20 protein-coding genes and 1 pseudogene are annotated in these 24,802 nt (G+C 58.6%); 14 read left to right on the top strand and 7 right to left on the bottom strand.

Annotated elements, in window-relative coordinates; all coding sequences use genetic code 11:
* Nucleotides 1–180 precede the first annotated feature (180 nt).
* The 3 genes from yagF to N6P30_RS13185 all read right to left on the bottom strand — a co-directional run bounded on the left by yagF (nt 181) and on the right by N6P30_RS13185 (nt 3,768).
* Nucleotides 181–2,148 carry a xylonate dehydratase YagF gene (gene yagF / locus N6P30_RS13195; protein WP_023293406.1) on the bottom strand — a complete coding sequence of 656 codons (1,968 nt, stop codon included), beginning with the start codon at nt 2,146–2,148 and terminating at the stop codon, nt 181–183.
* Between the two features lie 14 nt (nt 2,149–2,162).
* Nucleotides 2,163–3,071 carry a 2-keto-3-deoxygluconate aldolase gene (yagE, locus tag N6P30_RS13190; protein ID WP_023293407.1) on the bottom strand — a complete coding sequence of 303 codons (909 nt, stop codon included), beginning with the start codon at nt 3,069–3,071 and terminating at the stop codon, nt 2,163–2,165.
* Nucleotides 3,072–3,315: 244 nt separating this feature from the next.
* A complete protein-coding gene (locus N6P30_RS13185) occupies nt 3,316–3,768 on the bottom strand; it encodes a YhcH/YjgK/YiaL family protein (protein ID WP_023293408.1) in 453 nt (150 codons plus the stop codon).
* Between the two features lie 675 nt (nt 3,769–4,443).
* On the opposite strand from N6P30_RS13185, the gene arcA reads away from it, so the two are divergent.
* The 5 genes from arcA (at nt 4,444) to N6P30_RS13160 (ending at nt 9,628) form a co-directional block, all read left to right on the top strand.
* Nucleotides 4,444–5,664 carry an arginine deiminase gene (arcA, locus tag N6P30_RS13180; RefSeq protein WP_023293409.1) on the top strand — a complete coding sequence of 407 codons (1,221 nt, stop codon included), beginning with the start codon at nt 4,444–4,446 and terminating at the stop codon, nt 5,662–5,664.
* A 10-nt stretch (nt 5,665–5,674) separates the two neighbouring features.
* The gene (gene arcC, locus N6P30_RS13175) at nt 5,675–6,586 is read left to right on the top strand and encodes a carbamate kinase (protein WP_023293410.1); all 912 of its coding nucleotides are present in this window, start codon (nt 5,675–5,677) and stop codon (nt 6,584–6,586) included.
* A gap of 26 nt (nt 6,587–6,612) precedes the next feature.
* Complete coding sequence (argF, locus tag N6P30_RS13170) at nt 6,613–7,617, top strand: ornithine carbamoyltransferase (protein ID WP_008501386.1); 1,005 nt, start codon at nt 6,613–6,615, stop codon at nt 7,615–7,617.
* A 47-nt stretch (nt 7,618–7,664) separates the two neighbouring features.
* Nucleotides 7,665–9,068 (top strand): YfcC family protein, encoded by a 1,404-nt coding sequence (locus N6P30_RS13165; protein WP_023293411.1) that lies wholly within the window; start codon nt 7,665–7,667, stop codon nt 9,066–9,068.
* An 80-nt stretch (nt 9,069–9,148) separates the two neighbouring features.
* Entirely contained in the window at nt 9,149–9,628 is a 480-nt protein-coding gene (locus tag N6P30_RS13160; RefSeq protein WP_025912003.1) for an arginine repressor, read from the top strand.
* Nucleotides 9,629–9,631: 3 nt separating this feature from the next.
* On the opposite strand, the pseudogene N6P30_RS13155 reads toward N6P30_RS13160, so the two are convergent.
* Nucleotides 9,632–9,749: pseudogene (locus N6P30_RS13155) on the bottom strand (hypothetical protein).
* On the opposite strand from N6P30_RS13155, the gene N6P30_RS13150 reads away from it, so the two are divergent.
* The 4 genes from N6P30_RS13150 to ridA all read left to right on the top strand — a co-directional run bounded on the left by N6P30_RS13150 (nt 9,729) and on the right by ridA (nt 11,734).
* The gene (locus N6P30_RS13150) at nt 9,729–9,833 is read left to right on the top strand and encodes a pyrBI operon leader peptide (protein ID WP_022646880.1); all 105 of its coding nucleotides are present in this window, start codon (nt 9,729–9,731) and stop codon (nt 9,831–9,833) included. The pseudogene N6P30_RS13155 and the gene N6P30_RS13150 sit on opposite strands and share 21 nt — an antisense overlap.
* A 34-nt stretch (nt 9,834–9,867) precedes the next feature.
* The gene (gene pyrB / locus N6P30_RS13145) at nt 9,868–10,800 is read left to right on the top strand and encodes an aspartate carbamoyltransferase (protein WP_008501389.1); all 933 of its coding nucleotides are present in this window, start codon (nt 9,868–9,870) and stop codon (nt 10,798–10,800) included.
* 12 nt (nt 10,801–10,812) lie between these two features.
* Entirely contained in the window at nt 10,813–11,274 is a 462-nt protein-coding gene (gene pyrI / locus N6P30_RS13140; RefSeq protein ID WP_023293412.1) for an aspartate carbamoyltransferase regulatory subunit, read from the top strand.
* A 73-nt stretch (nt 11,275–11,347) separates the two neighbouring features.
* Nucleotides 11,348–11,734: a 2-iminobutanoate/2-iminopropanoate deaminase gene (ridA, locus tag N6P30_RS13135; RefSeq protein ID WP_008501391.1), complete on the top strand. Its 387-nt coding sequence runs from the start codon at nt 11,348–11,350 to the stop codon at nt 11,732–11,734.
* Between the two features lie 51 nt (nt 11,735–11,785).
* Here the strand turns inward: ridA and N6P30_RS13130 are convergent, their stop codons facing one another.
* Entirely contained in the window at nt 11,786–14,170 is a 2,385-nt protein-coding gene (locus N6P30_RS13130) for a beta-N-acetylhexosaminidase (RefSeq protein WP_023293413.1), read from the bottom strand.
* 202 nt (nt 14,171–14,372) lie between these two features.
* Nucleotides 14,373–17,081 carry a magnesium-translocating P-type ATPase gene (gene mgtA / locus N6P30_RS13125; RefSeq protein WP_023293414.1) on the bottom strand — a complete coding sequence of 903 codons (2,709 nt, stop codon included), beginning with the start codon at nt 17,079–17,081 and terminating at the stop codon, nt 14,373–14,375.
* Nucleotides 17,082–17,472: 391 nt separating this feature from the next.
* On the opposite strand from mgtA, the gene treR reads away from it, so the two are divergent.
* From treR to N6P30_RS13105, 4 genes are all read left to right on the top strand, one after another.
* Nucleotides 17,473–18,420 carry a trehalose operon repressor TreR gene (gene treR / locus N6P30_RS13120; protein ID WP_021240675.1) on the top strand — a complete coding sequence of 316 codons (948 nt, stop codon included), beginning with the start codon at nt 17,473–17,475 and terminating at the stop codon, nt 18,418–18,420.
* Between the two features lie 129 nt (nt 18,421–18,549).
* Entirely contained in the window at nt 18,550–19,968 is a 1,419-nt protein-coding gene (gene treB / locus N6P30_RS13115; RefSeq protein ID WP_023293415.1) for a PTS trehalose transporter subunit IIBC, read from the top strand.
* Between the two features lie 51 nt (nt 19,969–20,019).
* On the top strand, nt 20,020–21,675 hold the full coding sequence (treC, locus tag N6P30_RS13110; RefSeq protein WP_023293416.1) for an alpha,alpha-phosphotrehalase: 1,656 nt from the start codon (nt 20,020–20,022) through the stop codon (nt 21,673–21,675).
* Nucleotides 21,676–21,810: 135 nt separating this feature from the next.
* Nucleotides 21,811–22,557, top strand: a complete 747-nt coding sequence (locus N6P30_RS13105) for an oligogalacturonate-specific porin KdgM family protein (RefSeq protein WP_023293417.1) — start codon at nt 21,811–21,813, stop codon at nt 22,555–22,557.
* Between the two features lie 8 nt (nt 22,558–22,565).
* Here the strand turns inward: N6P30_RS13105 and N6P30_RS13100 are convergent, their stop codons facing one another.
* Complete coding sequence (locus N6P30_RS13100) at nt 22,566–23,225, bottom strand: MurR/RpiR family transcriptional regulator (protein ID WP_023293418.1); 660 nt, start codon at nt 23,223–23,225, stop codon at nt 22,566–22,568.
* A 179-nt stretch (nt 23,226–23,404) separates the two neighbouring features.
* Here N6P30_RS13100 and N6P30_RS13095 point away from each other — a divergent pair, with 179 nt between their 5' ends.
* Complete coding sequence (locus tag N6P30_RS13095) at nt 23,405–24,802, top strand: PTS fructose transporter subunit IIC (protein ID WP_071788870.1); 1,398 nt, start codon at nt 23,405–23,407, stop codon at nt 24,800–24,802.

The following is a 24,802-nucleotide window of genomic DNA, read 5'->3' as shown; positions in this document are numbered from 1 at the left end:
ATGGAGTGTAATGAGCTGTTCAATTAACCAGCAATGGTCATATCTTATTTCTGAATTACGTTATTTTGCTTTTGTGACACCAACGATATATCACAACTTATTGTTTAAACTGATAAAATAAAGACAGGCAAAAGCCGTCCACGAAATATATTCCGTAGACGACAATCGCATGAAAAATAATTAAAGTCCGAGCGCTTTTTTACCGGCGTTAATTACCTCAATAATTTTATCGGTGTCATAAATACAGCCTTTCCAGGTGCCGCCGCTGACCGACTGTAATGCTGCCCACAGGCGGGTGTCGTCCGGCAAAAAGTCGTGGGCGTGCAGGTCCGGGTGCGTCTGCCGCATTGCCAGCTCGCGTGCCCCCTCCTCCGGCGTCAGCGGGTTATCCGCGGTGCCGATAAAGTTGACGCTGCCCGTCAGGGTCAGGCGATCCACGGCAATCTCAATGATGTCGTTATCGCGCAGCTTGCCAATCGGCCCGCCCGCCAGCGCCTCCGGCGACACGTGGCCGAAGCAGGCGCCTGTCGACACGCCCGAGAAGCGCGCATCGGTGATTAACGACACCGTCTTGCCCCACGAGATATGCTTCAGCGCGGAGGTGAGCTGGTAGGTCTCTTCCATGCCGGTGCCGGACGGCCCGCCGCCGATCACCACCATGATATCGCCCTGCTTAATCTCTTCCCGCTTGATGGCCTTGATCGCCTGCGCTTCCGAGACAAACACCCGCGCCCGGCCGGTGTGGCGGTAAACGCCATCTTCACCGACGACCGACGGGTCGATCGCCGTGGCCTTGATCACCGAGCCTTCCGGCGCGATGTTGCCCGTCGGGAAGCAAACCGTTGAGGTCAGCCCTTTCGCTTTTGCCTTCTCCGGCGGCAGGATCACGTCATCCGGATCCACGCCGTCCTGCTCGCGCAGGCACTGGCGGAAGCGCTCACGACGCTCGGACGCCTGCCACCAGTCGAGGTTCTCGCCCACCGTCTGGCCGGTCACGGTCATGGCGTCCAGATGCAGAAGGCCGAGATCGCGCAGGTGGAGCATCACCTCCGGCACGCCGCCCGCGAGGAAGGCGCGCACGGTCGGGTGATAGTCCGGGCCGTTGGGCAGCACGCTGACCAGGCGCGGCACCCTGCGGTTGACGCGCGTCCAGTGTTCAACCTCCGGAATAGTGCAGCCCGCCGCGTGGGCGATGGCCGGGATGTGCAGCAGTAAATTCGTCGAGCCGCCGAACGCCGCGTGGATCACCATCGCGTTTTCGATGGCTTTGTCGGTGAGGATATCGCGCGTGGTGATGCCGCGGTTATCCAGTTCGCTCACCGCCCGCGCCGACTGGCGGGCAATTTCCAGCCACACCGCCTGCCCGGACGGCGCCAGCGCGGAGTGCGGCAGCGCAAGGCCCAGCGCTTCCGCAACCACCTGCGAGGTACCCGCCGTGCCGAGGAACTGACACCCGCCGCCCGGCGAGGCGCAGGCGCGACAGCCCAGCTCGGCGGCCTCCTGCAGGGAGAGTTCGTGGTTGGCGAAGCGCGCGCCGATGGTCTGCACCTTGCCCGCGTCTTCCCCCACGGTCGGCGGCAGCGTCGCCCCGCCCGGCACCAGAATGGTCGGCAGGTCGTGCATCGAAGCCAGGGCAATCATGGTGGCGGGCAGCCCTTTATCACAGGTGGCGACGCCAATCACCGCCCGGCGCGTCGGGAGGGAACGGATCAGGCGGCGAAACACGATCGCCGCGTCGTTACGGTACGGCAGGGAGTCGAACATGCCGTGCGTGCCCTGCGAGCGCCCGTCGCACGGATCGCTGACGAAGGCCGCAAACGGGATCCCGCCGTTGCGGGTGATCTCCTTCGCCGCCGCCTGCATCTGCATGCCGATCTCCCAGTGGCCGGTGTGGTAGCCCAGCGCGACCGGGCGTCCGTCCCCGGCGCGGATGCCGCCCTGGGTGCCGATAATTAGCACCTCTTTGCCGGTCAGCTTGTTGGCATCCCAGCCCATCCCGGCGTTCTGCGTCATGCCGAACAGGTTGCCGCTGGGGGATTCCATCAGCATCTGCGGGGTCAGCGGCAGCGCGCCCTGCGGCCCCGCCGCGTGGGTGATGACGGCATAAAACGCCTCGTCCTGCGGGGTGAAAATCTTCTCGATGGTCATGGTTATCGTCCGGCTCAGCAGAGCTTGAGCTGTTGCAGCAGGGTTTTCAGCTGCGCCTTGCGCGGCTCGTCCAGCGGCGAGGCGGGCGGCAGCACGTGCGTGGAAATCGGGCGGCCGCAGAGCACGATCGCCTCTTTAATGACGTTCACAAACGGCGTATCCAGCTGATACATCTGCGGAATTTGCAGCAGGGTCTGATGATACTCAGCCGCTTTCGCCACGTCTTTATCCCGCCAGGCTTTCAGAAGATTCACCGACACCTGCGGGGCAAAGTTGCCGCTGGCCGAAATCGCCCCGTCGCCGCCGAGCAGCAGGGTATTAAAGAGATGATCGTCGTAGCCGCACAGCACCGTGAAGTGCGGATGGGCACCTTTAACGGTGTGGATCATGCTGCGCAGGTGGGCGACGGAGTCGATGGTGTCTTTGATGCCGACGATGTTGCTGCGCGAATCGGCCAGGGTTTTCACCAGCGCCGGGGTCAGATCCTGCCCGGTCAGCGCCGGGAAGTTATAGAGCATCACCGGCAGCGTGACGCTGTCCGCCACCTGCTCGAAATAGCGGATCAGGTTCGCTTCCGACACTTTCCAGTAGTAAGGGTTGATCACCACGATGCCGTCCGCCCCCGCCTGCTGCGCGTGCTGGCTGAGCGCAATGGTTTCCCGGGCGTTGGTGCCGCCAGTGCCGATCAGGACCGGTACGCGACGATCGACATGATCGATAGCAAATTGGGCAATGGTTTTACGCTCTTCGGCGCCGAGCTGGGAAAACTCGCCGCCGCTGCCCAGGAAGAACAGGCCGTCAACGCCTGCTTTGATGAGATCGTCGATCAGCGCGGCGGTGCCCGGCTTATCGAGCTGGCCGTCGGCGGTAAAAATGGTGGAGACAGGGGGAATGATTCCCGTAAACAACGCGGACTGCGGCATGAGATCTCCTTGCTGAATCATTTTGTTCTACATTATAGAACATCGTTCGATAAATTAACGATCATACTATGACGCAGGAAAAGCGCAGGTAAATGAGAGATGGAGAGGGAGTGCGGGAAATTTAAGCTGGATCACATATTGTCCCCCTCACCCCGGCCCTCTCCCCAATGGGGCGAGGGGGAAAAGACGGCTCGGAGCAGTCCCCTCTCCCCTGTGGGGAGAGGGTTAGGGTGAGGGGTAAGGGTTACTCTACAAGCATCTTCACCACCACTTTCCTGACCTTAGCAGGTGCCCCCACCGCGCACAGCGGCTTATGCACCTCACCCGGCCAGAACACCACAAAATCCCCTTCGCTCAGCACCACGGTTTTCTCCTGCCCGCCTTCCGGCAGGAAGGCGATGTCTTTATCCGCCAGCCAGTCGGTGTCCGGCGTGCCGGGCGGCAGGGTGCTGAAGGTCATCCCTTCCTGACCCTTCATCACGATCTGAATATCCAGATAGCGCGCGTGGTACTCGGCGCGACGCTCGGCGAACGGCTGGGTCGTGTCTTCGGAGACCAGATAAAACAGGCTGTTGCCGTTGACGTCGTGCTTCCCGAGCGGCGTCGCGTCGGTGACGTGGGCTTTAACATGCTCGATGGCCTGACGCAGATCGTCAGGCAGCCAGGACTGCAGATGGTGGATGTTGCCGATAATCATCAGAAAACCCTCGATATAAAACAACGTTTCATTTTTATCTTTTATACGAGAATCCTGGCTGCCATACCAGCCCTTTTTAGGCGGGATTTGCGCGAACGCATGTTTATCGGGAATGGTGTTAATTTGCTGTTAAGCCCTCGCAGGCATTTATGCAGTCATTATGCATATCTTCAGTTCTTCGTTATCACGGCCTTGCGCTAACTTACTGATCGTCATGCCTTAACAACAAAACTCGCTACAGCTTCACATTTTATCACTTTGATAATTTGCTATTAAATTCAATAAATATTTATTGATTTTCCTTAAGCCAAAAATAGTTAATTAGCAATATTGCATAGCCATTCCCTGCCGCCTTTAAAAACAATTAAAATCAATGACTTAACAAAATATTTCAAAGCATTAAATTCTACAAAACACTAACAACTGCAAATAATGACAACGGATAGTGCTTAGCTATTCACCTCGCCAGAATAGCCAATTAATCATTATCTGATGCGAATCATGCAAATGAAAACAAACCGCTTAATATCCATTTTCGCGTGAGCAATATCACAATACGGATTATTTAACTGCCTAGTATGAACCACGAAATCAATTGAGCTTAGCCGCCATGCAATTAAATACATGACATGGCGCATGCCCTTTTTATTCTGAAAAACAGTTAAAGGAATAATTATGGAAAAGCATTACGTCGGTTCTGAAATTGGTCAATTGCGTAGCGTTATGCTGCACCGCCCAAATTTAAGTCTGAAACGCTTAACGCCATCAAACTGTCAGGAGCTGCTTTTCGATGACGTGCTCTCGGTTGAGCGGGCGGGTGAGGATCATGACATTTTCGCCAACACGCTGCGTGAGCAGGGGGTGGAAGTCCTGCTGCTGACCGACCTGCTGACACAAACCCTTGATATCGCTGAGGCTAAAGCCTGGCTGCTGGAGACGCAAATCTCTGACTACCGCCTCGGCCCAACCTTTGCTGGCGACGTACGCGGCTGGCTGGCGGATATGCCGCACCGGGAACTGGCGCGCAGATTAAGCGGCGGATTAACCTACGGTGAAATTCCGGCAGCCATTAAAAATATGGTGGTGGATACCCACACGGCGAATGATTTTATTATGAAGCCACTGCCGAACCATTTATTTACCCGCGATACCTCCTGCTGGATCTATAACGGCGTCTCTATTAACCCAATGGCCAAACCGGCCCGTCAGCGTGAAACCAATAACCTGCGGGCAATATATCGCTGGCACCCGGCGTTCGCCGACGGCGATTTTATTAAGTATTTCGGCGACGAGAATATTAATTACGACCACGCCACTTTAGAAGGCGGCGACGTATTAGTCATTGGCCGCGGTGCGGTATTGATCGGCATGTCTGAACGCACCACCCCGCAGGGCGTGGAGTTCCTCGCCAACAGCCTGTTCAAACACCGCCAGGCCGAGCGCGTGATTGCCGTTGAGCTGCCCAAACACCGCTCCTGCATGCACCTCGACACCGTCATGACCCACATCGACGTGGATACCTTCTCCGTCTACCCGGAAGTGGTGCGCAAAGACGCCCAGTGCTGGACGCTCACCCCGGACGGACGCGGCGGCCTGCTGCGCACGCAGGAAACCGACCTGCTGCACGCCATCGAGAAAGCCCTCGGCATTAACCAGGTACGCCTGATCACCACCGGCGGCGACGCCTTTGAGGCCGAACGCGAGCAGTGGAACGACGCCAATAACGTCCTGACCATCCGCCCCGGCGTGGTGATCGGCTACGAGCGCAACGTCTGGACCAACGAGAAATACGACAAAGCGGGTATCACCGTGCTGCCTATCCCGGGCGACGAACTCGGACGCGGCCGCGGCGGCGCGCGCTGCATGAGCTGCCCGCTGGAACGCGACGGAATATAAAGGAGCCATCATGGAACGAAAACCCACTCTGGTTGTGGCCCTGGGCGGCAACGCGCTGCTCAAGCGCGGCGAGCCGCTGGAAGCGGAGATCCAGCGCCAGAACATCGAGCAGGCCGCCCGCACCATCGCCGGCTTAACGGCGCAGTGGCGCGTGGTGCTGGTGCACGGCAACGGCCCGCAGGTCGGACTGCTGGCGCTGCAGAACAGCGCCTACGACAAAGTCACGCCCTACCCGCTGGACGTTCTTGGCGCCGAAAGCCAGGGAATGATCGGCTACATGCTCCAGCAGGCGCTGAAAAACAGCCTGCCGCAGCGGGAGGTGAGCGTTCTGCTCACCCAGGTAGAAGTGGACGCCGCCGACCCGGCCTTCAGTAACCCGACCAAATACATCGGCCCGGTGTACAGCGAAGCCCAGGCAAAAACGCTGGCCGCGGAGAAAGGCTGGGTGTTTAAGGCCGACGGCAGCTACGTCCGCCGCGTGGTGCCGTCGCCGCAGCCGAAGCGCATCGTCGAGAGCGACGCCATCACGGCGCTGATCCAGCGCGACCATCTGGTGATCTGCAACGGCGGCGGCGGGGTGCCGGTGGTGGAACAGGCCAACGGCTATCGCGGGATCGAGGCGGTAATCGATAAAGACCTCTCCGCCGCCCTGCTGGCGCGCCAGATCGAAGCCGATGCCCTGCTGATCCTGACCGATGCCGACGCGGTGTACCTCGACTGGGGCAAACCAACCCAGCGTCCGCTGGCGCAGGTGACGCCGGAACTGCTCAGGGGCATGCAGTTCGACGCCGGCTCGATGGGGCCGAAGGTGGCCGCCTGCCGCGAGTTCGTTGAAGCCTGCAATGGGATAGCCGGGATCGGCGCGCTGGCCGACGGCGCGGAGATCCTCGCGGGCGAGAAAGGCACGTTGATTCGTAACTGAACACTCATTTTAAAAAGGATTTAGCCATGACCATCAACCTGAAAAACCGCAACTTCCTCAAACTGCTGGACTACACCCCGGCGGAGATCCAGTACCTGATCGACCTCGCCATCGAGCTCAAGGCCGCCAAAAAAGCCGGGCGCGAGAAGCAAACCCTGGTCGGGAAAAACATCGCCCTGATCTTTGAAAAAACCTCCACCCGCACCCGCTGCGCCTTCGAAGTGGGCGCGTTCGACCAGGGCGCGCAGGTGACCTATCTCGGCCCAAGCGGCTCGCAGATTGGCCATAAAGAGTCGATGAAAGACACCGCCCGCGTGCTGGGCCGCATGTACGACGGCATCGAATACCGCGGCTACGGCCAGGCCATCGTCGAAGAGCTGGGCGAGTACGCGGGCGTGCCGGTATGGAACGGCCTGACCGACGAGTTCCACCCGACCCAAATTCTCGCCGACCTGATGACCATGCTGGAGCACTCCCCGGGCAAAACCCTGCCTGAGCTGAGCTTTGCCTATCTCGGCGACGCGCGCAACAACATGGGCAACTCCCTGATGGTCGGCGCGGCCAAGATGGGGATGGATATCCGCCTCGTGGCGCCGAAATCCTTCTGGCCGGAAGCGGGACTGGTTGAGCAGTGCCGCGCCATTGCGAAAGAGACGGGCGCGCGCATCACCCTCACCGACGACGTGGAAGAAGGCGTGCAGGGGACCGATTTCCTCTACACCGACGTGTGGGTCTCTATGGGCGAGCCGAAGGAAGCCTGGGCCGAGCGCGTCAGCCTGATGAAGCCGTATCAGATTAACGCGCAGGTGATGAAGGCCACCGGCAACCCGAACGTCAAATTCATGCACTGCCTGCCCGCGTTCCACAACGAGCACACTAAGGTGGGCCGCGAGATCGAGATGGCGTACGGGCTGAAGGGGCTGGAGGTGACGGAAGAGGTCTTCGAATCACCGAACTCCATCGTCTTCGACGAAGCAGAGAACCGCATGCACACCATTAAAGCGGTCATGGTGGCGACACTCGGCGACTAATCACCGCCCGGCGCGCCGCGGGGTGCGCCGGGTTTAAGGAGAACATCATGGGCAAGTTCAAGTTTCCCTCCGCTTACACCATTCTCTTTTTTCTGATTGCCGTCGTGGCCGTGCTGACGTGGATTGTCCCGGCCGGGCAGTACCATATGGCAATGAACGAGGCGCTCGGCAAAGACGTCCCCGTTGCAGGCACCTACGCGCACGTCGCGGCGCATCCGCAGGGGCTGGTTTCGGTGCTGATGGCGCCGATTGCCGGGCTGTACGATCCGGAATCCGGCCAGGCCGGGGCGATCGACGTGGCGCTGTTTATTCTGATCATCGGGGGATTCCTCGGGATCGTCACCAAAACCGGGGCGATTGACGCCGGGATCGAGCGTGTGACCACCCGACTGCGCGGACGCGAGGAGTGGATGATCCCGATCCTGATGGCGCTGTTTGCCGCAGGCGGCACGATTTACGGTATGGCCGAAGAGTCACTGCCCTTCTATACCTTACTGGTGCCGGTGATGCTGGCCGCGCGGTTCGATCCGGTTGTCGCCACCTCTACCGTGCTGCTCGGGGCGGGGATCGGCACCCTCGGCTCCACCATTAACCCGTTTGCCACGGTGATCGCCGCCAACGCCGCCGGGATCCCCTTCACCAACGGCATCGCCCTGCGCGTGGCGCTGCTGGTCATCGGCTGGATCATCTGCGTGGCGTGGGTCATGCGCTACGCCCGCAAGGTGCGTAAGGACCCCTCGCAGTCCATCGTTGCAGACAAGCAGGAGGAGAACCTCGCCCATTTCCTCGGCAGCAAGGGCGAACAGTCCCTGGAATTCACCCCGGTGCGCAAAATCATCCTGGTGATTTTCGCTCTGGCCTTCGCGGTGATGATTTACGGCGTGGCGGTGCTGGGCTGGTGGATGGCGGAGATTTCAGCGGTGTTTCTCGCCAGCGCGATCATCGTCGGCCTGATTGCCCGCATGAGCGAAGAGGAGCTGACGTCGACGTTTATCAACGGCGCGCGAGATTTGCTGGGCGTCGCGCTGATTATCGGCATCGCGCGCGGTATCGTAGTCATCATGGATAAGGGCATGATTACCCACACCATTTTGCACAGCGCGGAAGGGCTGGTCAGCGGGTTGTCCACGGTAGCGTTTATCAACGTGATGTACTGGCTGGAAGTCGTGCTGTCGTTTCTTGTGCCTTCTTCATCCGGCCTAGCCGTTCTGACGATGCCGATCATGGCGCCGCTTGCTGATTTCGCTAACGTCAACCGCGACCTGGTGGTTACGGCTTACCAGTCGGCCTCCGGCATCGTTAACCTCGTCACGCCGACCTCTGCGGTGGTCATGGGCGGGCTGGCTATCGCCCGGGTACCTTACGTGCGCTACCTGAAATGGGTGGCGCCGCTGCTGGCGATCCTGACGGTGGTGATTATGGTGGCGTTAAGTCTGGGGGCGTTGTTGTAATTTGCCGGATGGCGCTGCGCTTATCCGGCCTACGGATCGGTGCGGTGTCACCGGTTATTTCGGGAACTGATATGGGAAACATGATGGATTACGAAGAGTACTCTCCCAAAGAACAGCTGCAGCTCACGGTGTGCCAGCGTTTGATCGCCGAAAAGAGTTACCTTTCGCAGGAAGAGATTCGCCGCGACCTGCAGGAGAGAGGGTTTGACAGCATAAGCCAGTCGACCGTTTCGCGATTGCTGAAGTTGCTCGGAGTCATAAAAATTCGAAATGCCAAAGGGCTAAAGATTTATTCGTTGAATCCTCAACTGCGCCCTGCCCCCGACGCCGCGCGTACCGTTTCGGAAATGGTGGTCAGCGTTGAGCATAATAGCGAGTTTATCCTTGTCCATACCGTCGCCGGATATGGCCGCGCGGTGGCGCGTATTCTGGATTATCACCAGCTTCCGGAAATTTTAGGCGTGGTGGCCGGCAGCAGTATTGTCTGGGTCGCCCCCCGGGTGGTAAAGCGCACCGCGCTGGTGCATAAGCAAATTAATTATTTACTCAGAACGCATTAATATTCACAAAGAACCGTTTGCATTGAGTAAAGCGTGCATTAAATCGCTTGATCAGAAAAGCGAGCTGCGTATAATGCCCGACAATTTGCCGGGAGGAAGCATGGTCAAGCGTGTACGACATAACGTCTTACCGCGTCTGAAATCAGACGCTGGCCTGCCGTTTTTCTTCCCGTTGCTAAACCTATTCCCAGAGCCCCTCATTTGAGGGGCTTTTTTTTGCCCGGCGTCAGGAGATAAACATGAATCCGCTTTATCAAAAACACATCATTTCCATAAACGACCTCAGCCGCGAAGAGCTGGAACTGGTTCTGGAAACCGCGGCAAAACTGAAGGCCAATCCGCAACCGGAGCTGCTGAAGCACAAGGTGATTGCGAGCTGCTTCTTTGAAGCCTCGACCCGCACCCGCCTCTCCTTTGAGACCTCCATGCACCGCCTGGGCGCGAGCGTGGTGGGCTTCTCTGACAGCAGCAACACGTCGCTGGGTAAAAAAGGCGAGACCCTGGCGGATACCATTTCAGTGATCAGCACCTACGTCGACGCGATTGTGATGCGTCACCCGCAGGAGGGCGCGGCGCGCCTGGCAACCGAGTTTTCCGGCGGCATTCCGGTGCTGAACGCCGGTGACGGTGCCAACCAGCACCCAACGCAGACGCTGCTGGATCTGTTCACCATTCAGGAGACGCAGGGCAAGCTTGAGAACCTGAATATCGCCATGGTTGGCGACCTGAAGTATGGCCGCACCGTCCACTCCCTGACCCAGGCGCTGGCGAAATTTAACGGCAACCGCTTCTACTTCATTGCCCCGGAGGCGCTGGCGATGCCGCAGTACATTCTCGACATGCTGGACGAGAAAGGCATTGCGTGGAGCCTGCATGCCAGCATCGAAGAGGTGATGAGCCACGTGGATATTCTGTACATGACCCGCGTGCAGAAAGAGCGTCTGGATCCGTCCGAATACGCCAACGTGAAGGCGCAGTTCGTGCTGCGCGCCAGCGACCTGGAAGGCGCGCGCGACAACATGAAGGTGCTGCATCCGCTGCCGCGCATCGATGAGATCACCACAGACGTGGATAAAACGCCGCACGCCTGGTACTTCCAGCAGGCCGGGAACGGCATCTTCGCTCGCCAGGCGTTACTGGCACTGGTTCTGAATCGCGAATTAGCTCTGTAAGGGGAGACGACCATGACACACGATAACAAACTCCAGGTTGAAGCCATCAAGCGTGGCACCGTGATTGACCATATCCCTGCGCAGGTGGGCTTTAAGCTGCTGACGCTGTTCAAACTGACCGAAACTGACCAGCGCATCACCATCGGCCTGAACCTGCCGTCGGGCGAGATGGGCCGCAAAGACCTGATCAAAATCGAGAACACCTTCCTGACCGACGAGCAGGTTAACCAGCTGTCGCTGTACGCGCCGGACGCCACCGTCAACCGCATCGACGAGTACGAAGTGGTCGGCAAATCCCGCCCGAGCCTACCAGAACGTATCGCAAGCGTGCTGGTCTGCCCGAACAGCAACTGCATCAGTCACGCTGAGCCGGTTTCCTCCAGTTTCGCAGTGAAAAAGCGCGCGAATGACATCGCACTCAAATGCAAATACTGCGAAAAAGAGTTTTCTCATTATGTGGTGCTGGCCAACTAATTGAGGTTGGTAATGAAATCCCGGCTGTTATAATGGCCGGGAACATTCTTAACGCTGTAATTCTGGAGAAAACATGAGCAAAGTACTCGCGACGGAAAATGCACCAGCCGCTATCGGCCCTTACGTTCAGGGCGTTGATCTGGGCAGCATGATCATCACTTCAGGTCAGATCCCCGTAAACCCAAAAACCGGCGCGGTGCCGGAAGATGTCGCGGCGCAGGCGCGTCAGTCGCTGGAAAACGTGCAGGCTATCGTGGAATCTGCCGGCCTGAAAGTGGGTGATATCGTGAAAACCACCGTGTTCGTGAAGGATCTGAACGATTTCGCGACCGTTAACGCCACCTACGAAGCGTTCTTCACCGAGCATAACGCCACCTTCCCGGCGCGCTCCTGCGTGGAAGTGGCGCGTCTGCCAAAAGACGTGAAAATTGAAATCGAAGCGATTGCCGTTCGTCGCTAATTCGCTTTGGCGATGAAAAAAGGCAGCCCAGGCTGCCTTTTTTGTTGCTTGCTACTGATTCCGCGTGGCGCGCAGCAGCGTCTCCAGCGGGTACACCGCCGCAATCACCACTTCGTCCTGCACCTTCGCCGCGTTATCCAGCTCGCTCTGAATCGAGGCGATCTCTTTGTCATCCAGCGTGCCCTGACGCGCCACCAGGTCGGTGAGCCGCAGGCCAATCGACGCCAGCTTATCCACCTCCTGGATCACCGGCTTCATCGCCTTCAGCTGATAGCTGTTTTCGCTTAAGGCCAGCGCGTCGCTGGTGTTGCTCTGCCAGCGGTTAAAGACGTGGCGCAGGGCGTCGGCGCTTTCCGTGTCTTCCGCATCGCTCACCAGACGGTCCGCCCACTTGTGCATCTGGCGCACGGTGGTGCTTTCGGCGTTCAGCGCATCAGCAAAGCGGTTGAGCGGCTCGAACTGATGGTAGTTTCCGGCCTGGAACTTCAGGTGCTGGCGGGTGTAATACTGAGCCGGTTCAATCGCCTGTGCGAGGACCTGCAGCGGCAGGGTGTCGGCATTACCGGCGAGGCGCGTGAACTGCACCTGCTGCTGGGTATGCTGCTGCAGCCCGACCGACACCGTCGACCAGCTGTCCATCGCCTGCAGGCGGGTGTACATGTTGTCGACGTCGTTGACGTCCTGCGCGGACCAGAGCCGCTCCGCCACCGCAAACGTACGTGGCCACAGGCGAATATCCAGCACCGGCGCCACCACGTTTTCCGCCCACAGCGCCGCTTCGCCGCCGAGCAGGTTGGACTGGTTCGCCACGTCCGGCACGACGGGCGGAACGCCTTTCGGCACGTCGTCCAGACGCGTGCCGCTAATCGGATAGCGCGTATTCCCGACGAGGAAATAACCGGAGAGTTTGTCGTTATCAACGGTGACAACCGGGCGCGTTTCGCCCATCCAGGTATCGACGGTGAAGGTCACCTGATTGTCATCCCGCCATTCAATATCCTGCACCGCGCGGCGGGATTTCCCGGCAAAATCAATAAACCCGCGCCAGCCGGCATCCCCTTTCACCAGCGTGAAGCTCCCCTCCACCGGCTTGCCCTTCAGGCGCGGCATGGAGAAGGCCCAGCTCTGGGCGCTGTCGGTGTCCGCTATCACGTCCACGCCGTTTAACCCCTGCGGGACGATCTCGTTGCGGTAGTGATAGGCGGTGGACTGGGGCTGGTCGAGATAAAAGCCGGTCGACAGAATGCCCTTGTAGCCGTTCTGCGCCACCTGCCCCAGCGCGTCCTGGCCCTGCCAGGACTGGATCAGAATGCTTTTCGGCAGATCGGGATGGTAGATCTCATCCCAGCCGACCATCTGGCGGTGATGCTTCTCGAGGATCGTTTCCAGCCTGCGGTTGAAGTACGCCTGCAGCGCGTGGCTGTCCGCCAGCCTGTTGTCGCGCATAAACTGCTGGATGGCCGGATTCGCTTTCCACTGGCTGTCGTCCACCTCGTCACCGCCGATGTGCAGATACGGATCGGGGAAGATCGCCGCCAGTTCGCTGACCATCGCGTCGGCAAAAGCGTAAGTTGCGTCTTTTGTCGGATCCAGCACCGGCTTCAGCACGCCCCAGTGGCGTTCCATGGCGTACGGCCCCGGCGCGCTCATTAGCTCCGGGTAGGCCACGGCAATCGCCGAGGCGTGGCCCGGCATGTCGATCTCCGGCACCACGCGAATGCCGCGCTCGGCGGCGTAACGCACCACCTCACGCATCTGCTCAGGCGTGTAGAACAGCCCGTCGCTGGCAAGCTGGGTTAATTTTGGATAACGCTTCGAGCTGAAGCGCCAGCCCTGGTCGTCGGTCAAATGCCAGTGCAGCACGTTGAGCTTCGCCGCGGCCATGCCGTCGATCTGGCGTTTGATATCCGGCAGCGGGAGAAAGTGGCGTGCCGAATCGAGCAGCAGCCCGCGCCAGGGGAAACGCGGCGAATCTTCAATGGTAACCCACGGCAGAGAGGTATTTTCCGCCCCGTTCTGCATCAGCTGGAGCAGGGTTTCCATGGCGCGCAAGGCACCGAAGCGGGTGTTGGCGGAGATATCGACGCCGTTGGCGTCCACCGTGAGCTTATAGGTTTCATCGCTGTCCGGCAGCGGCTGCGGCTTCACCTTTTTAGCGATGGCGATGCGGATAGTTGGTTTGTCTGGATTTTCAGCCTGAGGCTGCAGCGTCCAGCCGGTTTGCAGGGCGATGCGCTGGCGCAGTCGGTTGACGGCGTCACCGAGATCGTCCCCGCTGACGCTTACAGAAACGTTGTTGCTGAGCACCAGTGCGCCCTGGGTGGTCGGGCGTTCGACCTTCGCAGGCCAGGGCATTAAGGGGAGATCCCCTGCCGGGGCGGCAAAGGCAGAGGCGCCGAGCATCAGCCCGGCGGTTAAGAGACTGTACCGTAACATGAATGTTCCTTATCTGACGGGCCAAATAAAGGCAAAACATTCTGTTAACATGCGCTCATTTTGTCGTCAAGCGAATGCGCCGACGGAGATCACAGGTTGTTGAATTTGGGAGGAAAGCTATTGCCCGGTGGCGCTGCGCTTACCGGGCCTACGTTTCGGGAGTAGGCCGGGTAAGGCGAAGCCGCCACCCGGCAAACATAACTTACTGCCACCCATACCGACGCGCATAGAACCCTTTCACCATCTGGGTCAGCACCATATAACCGGCGAGGATCGCCACCAGCCACGGGAAGTAGCTCAGCGGCAGCGCCTGCAGCTGCAGGTAGCTTGCCAGCAGTGAGAACGGCAGCGCGATGCCGAGCGCCATCACAATCCCCGTCATCATAATCAGCGGCCACGCGGCACGGCTCTGGATAAACGGAATGCGGCGCGTGCGGATCATATGCACAATCAGCGTCTGGGACAGCAGACCTACCACGAACCAGCCGGACTGGAACAGCGTCTGGTGTTCCGGGGTGTTGGCGTGGAACACAAACCACATCAGGCAGAAGGTCAGGATGTCGAAGATGGAGCTGATCGGGCCAAAGAACAGCATAAAGCGCCCAAGATCTGCCGGGTTCCAGTGCTGCGGCTTCTGGATCTGCTCGTCGTCCACGTTATCAAACGGGATCGCCACCTGAGACACGTCGTACATCAGGTTCTGGATCAGCAGGTGCAGCGGCAGCATCGGCAGGAACGGCAGAAACGCGCTCGCCACCAGCACGCTGAAGACGTTACCGAAGTTGGAGCTGGCGGTCATCTTGATGTACTTGAGCATATTGGCAAAGGTACGGCGCCCTTCGATCACGCCCTCCTCCAGCACCATCAGGCTCTTTTCCAGCAGAATGATATCCGCCGCTTCGCGGGCAATATCGACCGCCCCGTCTACGGAGATACCGATATCCGCCGCACGCAGGGCGGGCGCATCGTTGATGCCGTCGCCCATGAAGCCCACCACGTGCCCTTCTCGCTTAAGCAGGGTGACGATGCGCTCTTTGTGCATCGGCGTCAGGCGGGCAAACAGCGTGGTGCGCTGGGCAAGCTTCGCCAGTTCGTCATCAGAGAGATGTTCAATATCGCTCCCCACCACCACGTCGCCCGCGTCCAGCCCCACCTCGTGGCACACTTTGGCCGCCACCAGCTCGCTGTCGCCGGTGAGGATTTTCACGGTAATACCGCTCGCCTTCAGCGCCTTCAGCGCCGGGGCGGTGGTCTCTTTCGGCGGATCGAGGAAGGCGATGTAGCCCTCGAGGATCAGATCGGATTCGTCGATACGCTGATAGTCCCCCTCACGCGCGGGCAGGAACTTGCTCGCCACCGCCACCACGCGCAGCCCCTGACGGTTCAGGTTGTCGGTGACGCGCTTGATGCGGCGCAGCATGGTGTCGTCCAGCGGCACGATGTCGCCGTTATAGCGCACCTGCGTCGACACGTTGAGGATCTCCTGCAGCGCCCCTTTGCAGATCAGCTGATGCACGTTCGGCTGCTCGCTCACCACCACCGACATACGGCGGCGCTCAAAGTCGAACGGGATCTCATCCACCTTCTGCCAGCGGCCGGAGAGCGTACGGGCGGCCTCCTCGTCCACGCCTTCCAGCACGGCGACGTCGAGCAGGTTTTTCAGCCCGGTCTGGTAATGGCTGTTCAGCCACGCGCTGTGCAGCACGCGCTCGCTGGTTTTGCCGGAGATATCGGTGTGGTTCTCCAGCACGATTTTGTCCTGCGTCAGAGTGCCGGTTTTATCGGTGCAGAGAATGTCCATCGCGCCAAAGTTCTGAATGGCGTCGAGGTGTTTGACGATCACCTTCTGTTTAGAGAGCTTCACCGCCCCGCGCGCCAGCGTAGAGGTCACAATCATCGGCAGCATTTCCGGCGTTAAGCCGACGGCCACGGAGAGCGCAAACAGCGCCGCTTCCCACCAGTCGCCTTTGGTGTAGCCGTTGATCAGCAGCACGATCGGCGTCATCACCATCATAAAGCGGATCAGCAGCATGCTGACGCGGCCAATCCCTTTCTGGAAGGCATTCGGCTCGCTTTCCTGCTCGCTGACGCGCCCGGCAAGCTGACCAAACCAGGTGTTGCCCCCGGTGGCGGTGACAATCGCCTGCGCGGTGCCGCTGACGACCGTGGTCCCCATAAAGCACAGGGTGTCGCACTCGAGCGGGTTCATCTGCTGCGGGTCGCGGCTGCGCGCCACCTTCTCAACGGGCAGGGATTCGCCGGTCAGGGAAGCCTGCGCCACAAACAGATCGCGCGCCTGGATGATGCGTAAATCCGCCGGGATCATGTCCCCCGCGGCCAGCTTCACCAGATCGCCCGGCACCAGCTGGTCAATAGGCAATTCCACCCAGGCGTTTTCGCCGAGATCGTTGATCACGCGCGAGACGGTCGCGGTGTTGCTGACCATCGCCTTCAGGGCGTCCGCCGCTTTGGTGGAGCGGGACTCCTGAATAAAGTTCAGCAGCGTGGAGATGCCCACCATCAGGGCAATCACCCCTGCGGCAAACAGATCTTCCGTCGCGTAGGAGATGAGGCCGAGCACGGTCAGCAGCAGGTTGAACGGGTTGCGGTAGCAGAGCCACAGATGCACCCACCACGGAGACGGCTTCTGCGCCGGAATGAGGTTATCGCCATGCACGGCGCGGATTTTTTCCACTTCTGCCGCATTCAGCCCTTCCGGGTGCCCGCCAAAGGCGCGCCAGACTTCGTTTTCATCCATCGCCGCCACGTTCAGGCAGCGTTCGGTCAGGGACGCGGGGATCGCCGCCCCCGCCATGTTTTTGGCGTTTGGCAGCGGGTCGCGCTGAACAAGACGGTGTGGCAGGTGGCGGCTCAGCAGGGCCTGCAGCTGCCGGGTGATATTTTTAAACATCGTCATTCCTCCGCATCCGCAAAGGCGGACGCAGCATTTCCTTCAGGCGTGGCAAAGCCGTACCTGAGAGGCACTCAATTTTTCAAGCAGGAACGTTTGGAACGCTGCTGCCTCACATCACCGGTGAGTCAGCAACAGGCTGGCTTACCGGAAAGAACGCATTCTCCCGTTCAGGAGAGGTGTGGGATCGGGATCCATGAAGCCTCCGGTAAGTAAAAAGTAGGGTGTCGCCGCGCAGTATAAGGATTTAAGCGTACCCTTTTTGATGATTCGGGCGGTATTATACCCCCCTGCAAATAAACCGAACGTAAACCAGATTTAGCCCATAGCGAAATCGCGCTATAGCATTAGGCTCAATTCATTACATTGTCGTTGTTACAGGGAATACAGCATGCAGAACCGCCTTACGATTAAAGACATCGCGCGTTTAAGCGGCGTGGGGAAATCGACCGTCTCACGCGTGCTGAACAACGAAAGCGGCGTCAGCGAACGCACCCGCGAGCGCGTTGAGGCGGTCATGAATCAGCACGGCTTTTCCCCTTCCCGCTCCGCGCGCGCCATGCGCGGGCAGAGTGACAAAGTGGTCGCCATCATTGTCTCGCGTCTGGATTCTCTGTCTGAAAACCTCGCCGTGCAGACCATGCTGCCCGCCTTCTACGAGCAGGGATATGACCCGATCATGATGGAGAGCCAGTTCTCGCCCCAGCTGGTGGAAGAGCATCTGGGGATGCTTCAGCGGCGCAACATTGACGGCGTGGTGCTGTTCGGCTTTACCGGCATCAAAGACGAGATGCTGAAACCCTGGCAGCCGTCGCTGGTGCTGCTGGCGCGCGATGCCCACGGTTTTGCCTCCGTCTGCTATGACGACGAGGGCGCGATTATCACCCTGATGCAGCGCCTGTTTGACGAAGGTCATCGCCACATCAGCTTCCTCGGCGTACCGCACGCGGACGTTACCACCGGCAAGCGACGCCATGAGGCCTATCTGGCGTTTTGCAAAAAGCACAACCTCTCCGCCGTGGCCTCCCTGCCGGGGCTGGGCATGAAGCAGGGCTACGAGCAGGTCGCCAGCGTCCTGACGCCGCAGACCACCGCGCTGGTGTGCGCCACGGATACGCTGGCGCTGGGCGCGAGTAAATATCTGCAGGAGCAGCGTATCGACGGTCTGCAGGTGGCGAGCGTCGGCAGCACGCCGCTGATGAAGTTTTTGCACCCGGAGATCATCACCGTCGATCCGGGCTACGCTGAGTCCGGCAGACAGGCCGCCGCGCAGCTGATCGAGCAGATCAACGGGCGCGCAGAGCCGCGTCAGATCGTTATTCCTGCCCACCTTTCATAACCCCCACCAATCGGTTTATTGTGATCTTCGCCCGATTTCGGGAACGTTCCCATTTTCGCCGTCACGCTGAAGGAGTAGGCTTGCGCTCAGGTCATTACACCCCCTCACCATCTGTCATGAGGTTTCATGATGAGTAAAGTCAAACAAGCAGATATTGATCAGCTGATCGTCCTGGTCGGCGGCCGCGAAAACATCGCAACCGTTAGCCATTGCATTACCCGCCTGCGCTTCGTTCTGAACGATCCGGCCAAAGCGAACCCGAAGGCGATTGAAGAGCTTTCCATGGTAAAAGGCTGCTTCACCAACGCCGGTCAGTTCCAGGTGGTGATTGGTACTGAAGTGGGCGATTACTATCAGGCTCTGCTGGCGACCACCGGGCACAGCGCGGCGGATAAAGAGCAGGCCAAGAAGGCTGCGCGCCAGAATATGAAGTGGCACGAGCAGCTGATTTCCCACTTCGCGGAGATCTTCTTCCCGCTGCTGCCGGCGCTGATCAGCGGAGGCCTGATTTTAGGCTTCCGTAACGTCATCGGCGACGTGCCGATGAGCGACGGCAAGACCCTGGCGCAGATGTACCCGGCGCTGAAAACCGTGTACGACTTCCTGTGGCTGATTGGCGAAGCGATCTTCTTCTATCTGCCGGTCGGGATTTGCTGGTCCGCAGTGCGCAAGATGGGCGGTACGCCGATCCTCGGTATTGTACTCGGCGTCACGTTGGTCTCTCCGCAGTTAATGAACGCTTACTTACTTGGTCAACAGGTGCCGGAGGTTTGGAACTTTGGCCTGTTTACCATCGCCAAAGTGGGCTATCAGGCGCAGGTCATTCCGGCCCTGCTGGCGGGCCTGGCGCTGGGCTTTATTGAAACCCGACTGAAACGCATCGTGCCGGATTACCTTTATCTGGTGGTGGTGCCGGTGTGCTCGCTGATTCTGGCGGTCTTCCTGGCGCATGCCTTTATCGGTCCGTTTGGCCGCATGATTGGCGACGGCGTGGCCTTCGCGGTGCGTCACCTGATGACCGGCAGCTTCGCCCCGATTGGCGCCGCGCTGTTTGGCTTCCTGTACGCCCCGCTGGTGATCACCGGCGTGCACCAGACCACGCTGGCGATTGATATGCAGATGATCCAGAGCCTCGGCGGCACGCCGGTCTGGCCGATTATCGCCCTGTCTAACATTGCCCAGGCGTCCGCGGTGACCGGCATCATTATCGTCAGCCGCAAGCACAACGAACGCGAGATCTCCGTTCCGGCGGCCATCTCCGCCTACCTCGGCGTCACCGAACCGGCAATGTACGGTATCAACCTGAAATACCGCTTCCCGATGCTCTGCGCGATGATCGGTTCCGGTCTGGCAGGCCTGGTGTGTGGACTGAACGGCGTGATGGCGAACGGGATTGGCGTCGGCGGCCTGCCGGGCATCCTCTCCATCCAGCCCGCTTACTGGCAGGTGTTTGCCCTGGCAATGGCCATCGCCATTATCGTCCCAATGGCGCTGACCACCGTGGTTTACCAGCGTAAGTTCCGTCAGGGCTCGCTACAGATTGTTTAACTTCACCTTTCGGGGCGCAGTTGCGCCCCTTCGCATTTGCAGGAACGCATTATGAATACCCTTCCTCACTGGTGGCAGAACGGCGTTATCTATCAGATCTATCCCAAGAGCTTCCAGGACACCACCGGCAGCGGCACCGGCGATTTACGCGGCGTGACGCAGCGTCTGGACTATCTTAAAACCCTCGGCATTGACGCCATCTGGCTGACGCCGTTTTATATCTCTCCGCAGGTGGACAACGGCTACGACGTGGCGAACTACACCGCCATCGATCCGGCCTACGGCACGCTGGATGATTTCGACGAGCTGGTCGCTGAGGCGCACGCGCGCGGCATTCGCATCGTGCTGGACATGGTGTTTAACCACACCTCCACGCAGCACGCCTGGTTCCGCGAGTCGCTGAACAAAGCGAGCCCGTACCGCCAGTTCTACATCTGGCGAGACGGCACGCCGGAGCAGTTGCCCAACAACTGGCGCTCCAAGTTTGGCGGCAACGCCTGGCGCTGGCACGCGGAGAGCGAACAGTATTACCTGCACCTGTTCGCCCCGGAGCAGGCGGATCTCAACTGGGAGAATCCGGCCGTGCGCGCCGAGCTGAAAAAGGTGTGCGAGTTCTGGGCCGATCGCGGCGTCGACGGCCTGCGTCTGGATGTCATTAACCTGATTTCGAAAGATCAGGATTTCCCGAATGACGAGACGGGTGACGGTCGCCGCTTCTACACTGACGGGCCGCGCATCCATGAATATCTGCAGGAGATGAGCCGCGACGTCTTTACCCCGCGCAACCTGATGACGGTAGGCGAGATGTCCTCGACCTCGCTGGAGAACTGCCAGCAGTATGCTTCTCTCGACGGGCGCGAGCTGTCGATGACCTTTAACTTCCATCATCTGAAGGTGGACTACCCGGGCGGCGAAAAGTGGACGCTGGCGAAGCCGGACTTCGTGGCGCTGAAAACCCTCTTCCGCCACTGGCAGCAGGGGATGCACAACAAAGCCTGGAATGCGCTGTTCTGGTGTAACCACGATCAGCCGCGCATCGTGTCGCGCTTCGGTGACGAAGGAGAATACCGGGTTCACGCCGCGAAAATGCTCGGCATGGTGCTGCACGGGATGCAGGGCACGCCGTATATCTATCAGGGTGAAGAGCTTGGCATGACCAACCCGCACTTCAGCCGCATCACCGATTACCGCGACGTGGAAAGTCTGAACATATTCGCCGAACTGCGCGCCAGCGGCCGCGAGCCGGATGAATTACTGGCGATTCTGGCGAGCAAGTCCCGCGACAACGGGCGAACCCCAATGCAGTGGGACGCGTCGCACAATGCGGGCTTTACCGAGGGCGAGCCGTGGATTGGGGTCTGCGATAACTACGAAACCGTGAACGCCCGCGCGGCGCTGGACGATGCGGATTCGGTGTTCTACACCTATCAGTCGCTGATTCGCCTGCGCAAAACCCTCCCGGTGCTGACGTGGGGAGATTATGAGGATCTCCTGCCGGAACACCCTTCCCTGTGGTGCTATCGCCGCCAGTGGCAGGGGCAGACGCTGATGGTGGTGGCGAACCTGAGCCGGGAACGCCAGCAGTGGCAGCCGGACCCGGTACAGGGCGCGTGGCGGGTCGCTCTCGGCAACTATGATGACGTTCCCTCCCGCCCCAATGCGCGGCTATTGCGCCCGTTTGAAGCCATCTGGTGGGTGCAGGAATAAATACCAGGAGATACAGCATGCTGTATCTCCTTTTTTATGTTTAGCGATACGCTAAATGTACGACGATAACTTTTACATCACGCTGTGCCAAAAATAAAAATAGCCCTGCCAATTAAATAACCTCGGCAGGATATGATGAAAAAGACAATTATTAAAGCAACGTGTATTAGCGCATTATTATTAAGCACGCAGGGATGGTGCGGAAATACATCCGTCGACCTTCGATTTGGCCATAATACGCGCTCAGACGTAAATGATTCACGTATTAAGGTCATGCATCAGGCAAATAACGGTTTTTACTTCTCCGTTGAAGCCGCACAAAACCACAACGATACCTTTTTTGGTGATACCGACCGATATAATCCCGATGACAAAGGGTTAACGGAAGCTGCACAGGAGATTGAAACGCGCTGGCGCTTCGATCTGGGTAATGGCTTCGCCGTTGCGCCTGGCATGGTGACGGTTTTCACCGCCAGCAATACCCATTACCGCCCTTTTATTCAGGGCTGGAAAGCGTTCGATAACGGTCTGAACCTCTCCGCCCGTTACCGTTATAACACCGTCAATGACGCACACAGCGACAAAGAAGTAGACGGCAGCGGCTACACCCGCCGCCAGTCACACCAGTTCGACATTTGGTTCGCGTATAACATTGGCAAATTCGGTATGTCCTACAACCCGCGCTTCCGCTGGCAGGATGATGTCGATCAGGGAACCGGGGATGACACCTACTGGGAGCATACCGTTGCGTTCAACTACAAGCTCGACGATGGCTGGACGCCTTACGTCGAGCTGGTTTCACTGGATAAAACCTACATCACTGCCGATGGCAGTCATGAAAATGATTATGCCGTACGTCTGGGGATAGTGAAGCAGCTCTGACGGTCTGACTACACCGTATCGTGCTGCAGCAGCCTGCAGCCGATACGGTCCACGGCGCTTAACAGTTCAAGCTGCCCTTCCCGCTGATACAGCGATACCGCGTTAATGTCGATCGGTAACGGCCAGCATAGCGATGAGATCGCCGCCAGTGTCGATCCCTCGCGAGTAATCGCAATAATCTTTAACCCTTTGCGCAACGCGTTACGCGCCATTTCAATCAGCGACTGCGTCTCCCCGGATTTACTGATCAGCACCAGCGTCCCCTTCGATACCCGTGTCAGCTGGTGCATGTCATTCAAAATAAGGTGCGGCAGGCTCGCCAGCGATAAAAATCGCGACAGGTAATTGAGGCTGGTGAGCGAGGCTCCCCGTGCGTACAGATAGATATGGCTGGAATGGGTAAGCAACCCGGACACCTCCGCCACAATATCGTCCGCCTGCGGCCCTACGTCAGGCTCTACAGGTGCGGGTGTAAAATGATCGCGCAAAAAACGATACCGAAGCTCGGTATAACTTTTATAGCCCATTTTTTTACACACACGATTAACGGAAGTTGTCGTCGTAAAGGTATCACGGGCAATCTCTTTTGCCGATATATTAGAAATATTACACGCGTGATGCTGAATGTATTCAAATATCAAACGTTCACTTCCCTGGAATGAATTCATAAATTACGCCCTGTTTAATCCCGACATGATATTAACACAACGAAAAAATAGTCTCTGGAAGACGCTTCACACATTGCATTTACGCGTATCACGATACGTAATTAGTATTAGCAAACATTAAAAACCGGTTTAGGTTCTCTTTATACTTTCCCTGTTTTCACATCCAGGGAATTATGACAATGACGAAACGAAAAGTTGTCGCGGTGACGGCCTGCCCGACAGGCATTGCGCACACCTTTATGGCGGCGAATAAAATTACTACATGGGCTAAAGAGCACAATATCGAGGTAAAGGTCGAAACGCAGGGCAGCGACGGCGTTAAAAACCGCTTAACGAAGCAGGACATCGCCTCCGCCACGGCCATTATTCTGGCAACCGACGTCCCCATTCAGGATGCCGAGCGCTTTGAAAACATTCCTCACCTTCAGACCCGTACGCAAGAGCTGATCAAGCATACCGATCGCTATCTGCGTCAGGCGCTGGCCATGGAAAAAAGCATCACCACTGTCGTACATGAAGACGATCTACAGCGTTCGGCTTACCAGATTTTTATCGGCCATATCATGGCAGCCATCAGCTATATGCTGCCGGTGGTGGTCATGGGCGGGCTGATGATGGCGACGGCTAAAATTACCGGCCAGTTTATTAACATCGAACATTCGCCGTTCAGCGTGCTGGATAAAGTGGGCTTTATGACCATCAAGTTCATGTATCCGGTTTTCGCTATGTATCTGGCATTTTCCATTGCCGGCAAACCGGCGCTGATCCCCGGGCTTATCGGCGGCATCATGTCAGACGAGGTCTACAAGCGCTTCTTCGATATCGAAGGCTTTATGCCGTCCGGCTTCTTTGGCGCGATTGGCATCGGCTTCTTTGTAGGCTATCTGGTGCGCTGGCTGAATGATTCCATTCACGTCCGCCAGCAGCTCACCACCATTAAGACCATGCTGATCGTCCCGCTGATCACCGGCATTACGCTGGTGATGGTCATGGAATACCTGATCAACCCGATTTTTGGCTCGCTTAACCAGCTGATGGTGGTCTTTTTTACCTCGGCAGGTGACACCGGGCGCGGATTCTATTCCGCGATGATCGCCGCGGGCACCGCGTTCGACCTGGGCGGTCCGGTCAACAAGGCGGCAGGCTCGGTCGCGCTCGGCCTGAATGGCATGAGCGAAACGTTTGATCTCACCGCCCGCGAACTCTCCATCGTGATCCCCTCTATTGGCGTCGGCTTTGCGGCGTTTCTCAACGGCCGCTTTGGACTACCGGATGTCTTCAGCCGGGAAGAGAAAACCGTCGGGAGTACCTCGTTGCTGCTGGGCGTGATTGGGATCTCCGAAGGCGCGATCCCGTTCATCCTGAAAAACCCACGTCTGATCCCGGTGTTCATGACCGGTGCCGTTGCCGGCACGCTAATCGCCATTGCACTTGGCGTGAAGCAGACGCTGCCTCTGCCTGCCATCTGGGGCTGGCCGCTGGCAACCAATGTGGTGGGCTACCTGGCGAGCGTCTTTATTGGCGCACTGATTTGCGCCCTGGGCGTGCTCTATGTCAGCCCAAAGAACGCCAGGTAA

Source organism: Enterobacter sp. PL1, from assembly GCF_945957325.1.
Classification (GTDB): domain Bacteria; phylum Pseudomonadota; class Gammaproteobacteria; order Enterobacterales; family Enterobacteriaceae; genus Enterobacter; species Enterobacter roggenkampii.
Note: the sequence above shows the minus strand (reverse complement) of the source record. Positions and strands in the feature narration are given on the sequence as shown.

What these genes read in the sequence shown, in the direction of transcription:
- N6P30_RS13100 (WP_023293418.1), bottom strand. Translation starts at nt 23,225, where the DNA reads ATGAATTCATTCCAGGGAAGTGAACGTTTGATATTTGAATACATTCAG.
- treB (WP_023293415.1), top strand. Translation starts at nt 18,550, where the DNA reads ATGAGTAAAGTCAAACAAGCAGATATTGATCAGCTGATCGTCCTGGTC.
- N6P30_RS13165 (WP_023293411.1), top strand. Translation starts at nt 7,665, where the DNA reads ATGGGCAAGTTCAAGTTTCCCTCCGCTTACACCATTCTCTTTTTTCTG.
- N6P30_RS13150 (WP_022646880.1), top strand. Translation starts at nt 9,729, where the DNA reads ATGGTCAAGCGTGTACGACATAACGTCTTACCGCGTCTGAAATCAGAC.
- arcC (WP_023293410.1), top strand. Translation starts at nt 5,675, where the DNA reads ATGGAACGAAAACCCACTCTGGTTGTGGCCCTGGGCGGCAACGCGCTG.
- N6P30_RS13185 (WP_023293408.1), bottom strand. Translation starts at nt 3,768, where the DNA reads ATGATTATCGGCAACATCCACCATCTGCAGTCCTGGCTGCCTGACGAT.
- pyrB (WP_008501389.1), top strand. Translation starts at nt 9,868, where the DNA reads ATGAATCCGCTTTATCAAAAACACATCATTTCCATAAACGACCTCAGC.
- mgtA (WP_023293414.1), bottom strand. Translation starts at nt 17,081, where the DNA reads ATGTTTAAAAATATCACCCGGCAGCTGCAGGCCCTGCTGAGCCGCCAC.
- treR (WP_021240675.1), top strand. Translation starts at nt 17,473, where the DNA reads ATGCAGAACCGCCTTACGATTAAAGACATCGCGCGTTTAAGCGGCGTG.
- pyrI (WP_023293412.1), top strand. Translation starts at nt 10,813, where the DNA reads ATGACACACGATAACAAACTCCAGGTTGAAGCCATCAAGCGTGGCACC.
- ridA (WP_008501391.1), top strand. Translation starts at nt 11,348, where the DNA reads ATGAGCAAAGTACTCGCGACGGAAAATGCACCAGCCGCTATCGGCCCT.
- N6P30_RS13105 (WP_023293417.1), top strand. Translation starts at nt 21,811, where the DNA reads ATGAAAAAGACAATTATTAAAGCAACGTGTATTAGCGCATTATTATTA.
- N6P30_RS13095 (WP_071788870.1), top strand. Translation starts at nt 23,405, where the DNA reads ATGACGAAACGAAAAGTTGTCGCGGTGACGGCCTGCCCGACAGGCATT.
- N6P30_RS13130 (WP_023293413.1), bottom strand. Translation starts at nt 14,170, where the DNA reads ATGTTACGGTACAGTCTCTTAACCGCCGGGCTGATGCTCGGCGCCTCT.
- N6P30_RS13160 (WP_025912003.1), top strand. Translation starts at nt 9,149, where the DNA reads ATGATGGATTACGAAGAGTACTCTCCCAAAGAACAGCTGCAGCTCACG.
- arcA (WP_023293409.1), top strand. Translation starts at nt 4,444, where the DNA reads ATGGAAAAGCATTACGTCGGTTCTGAAATTGGTCAATTGCGTAGCGTT.
- yagE (WP_023293407.1), bottom strand. Translation starts at nt 3,071, where the DNA reads ATGCCGCAGTCCGCGTTGTTTACGGGAATCATTCCCCCTGTCTCCACC.
- treC (WP_023293416.1), top strand. Translation starts at nt 20,020, where the DNA reads ATGAATACCCTTCCTCACTGGTGGCAGAACGGCGTTATCTATCAGATC.
- yagF (WP_023293406.1), bottom strand. Translation starts at nt 2,148, where the DNA reads ATGACCATCGAGAAGATTTTCACCCCGCAGGACGAGGCGTTTTATGCC.
- argF (WP_008501386.1), top strand. Translation starts at nt 6,613, where the DNA reads ATGACCATCAACCTGAAAAACCGCAACTTCCTCAAACTGCTGGACTAC.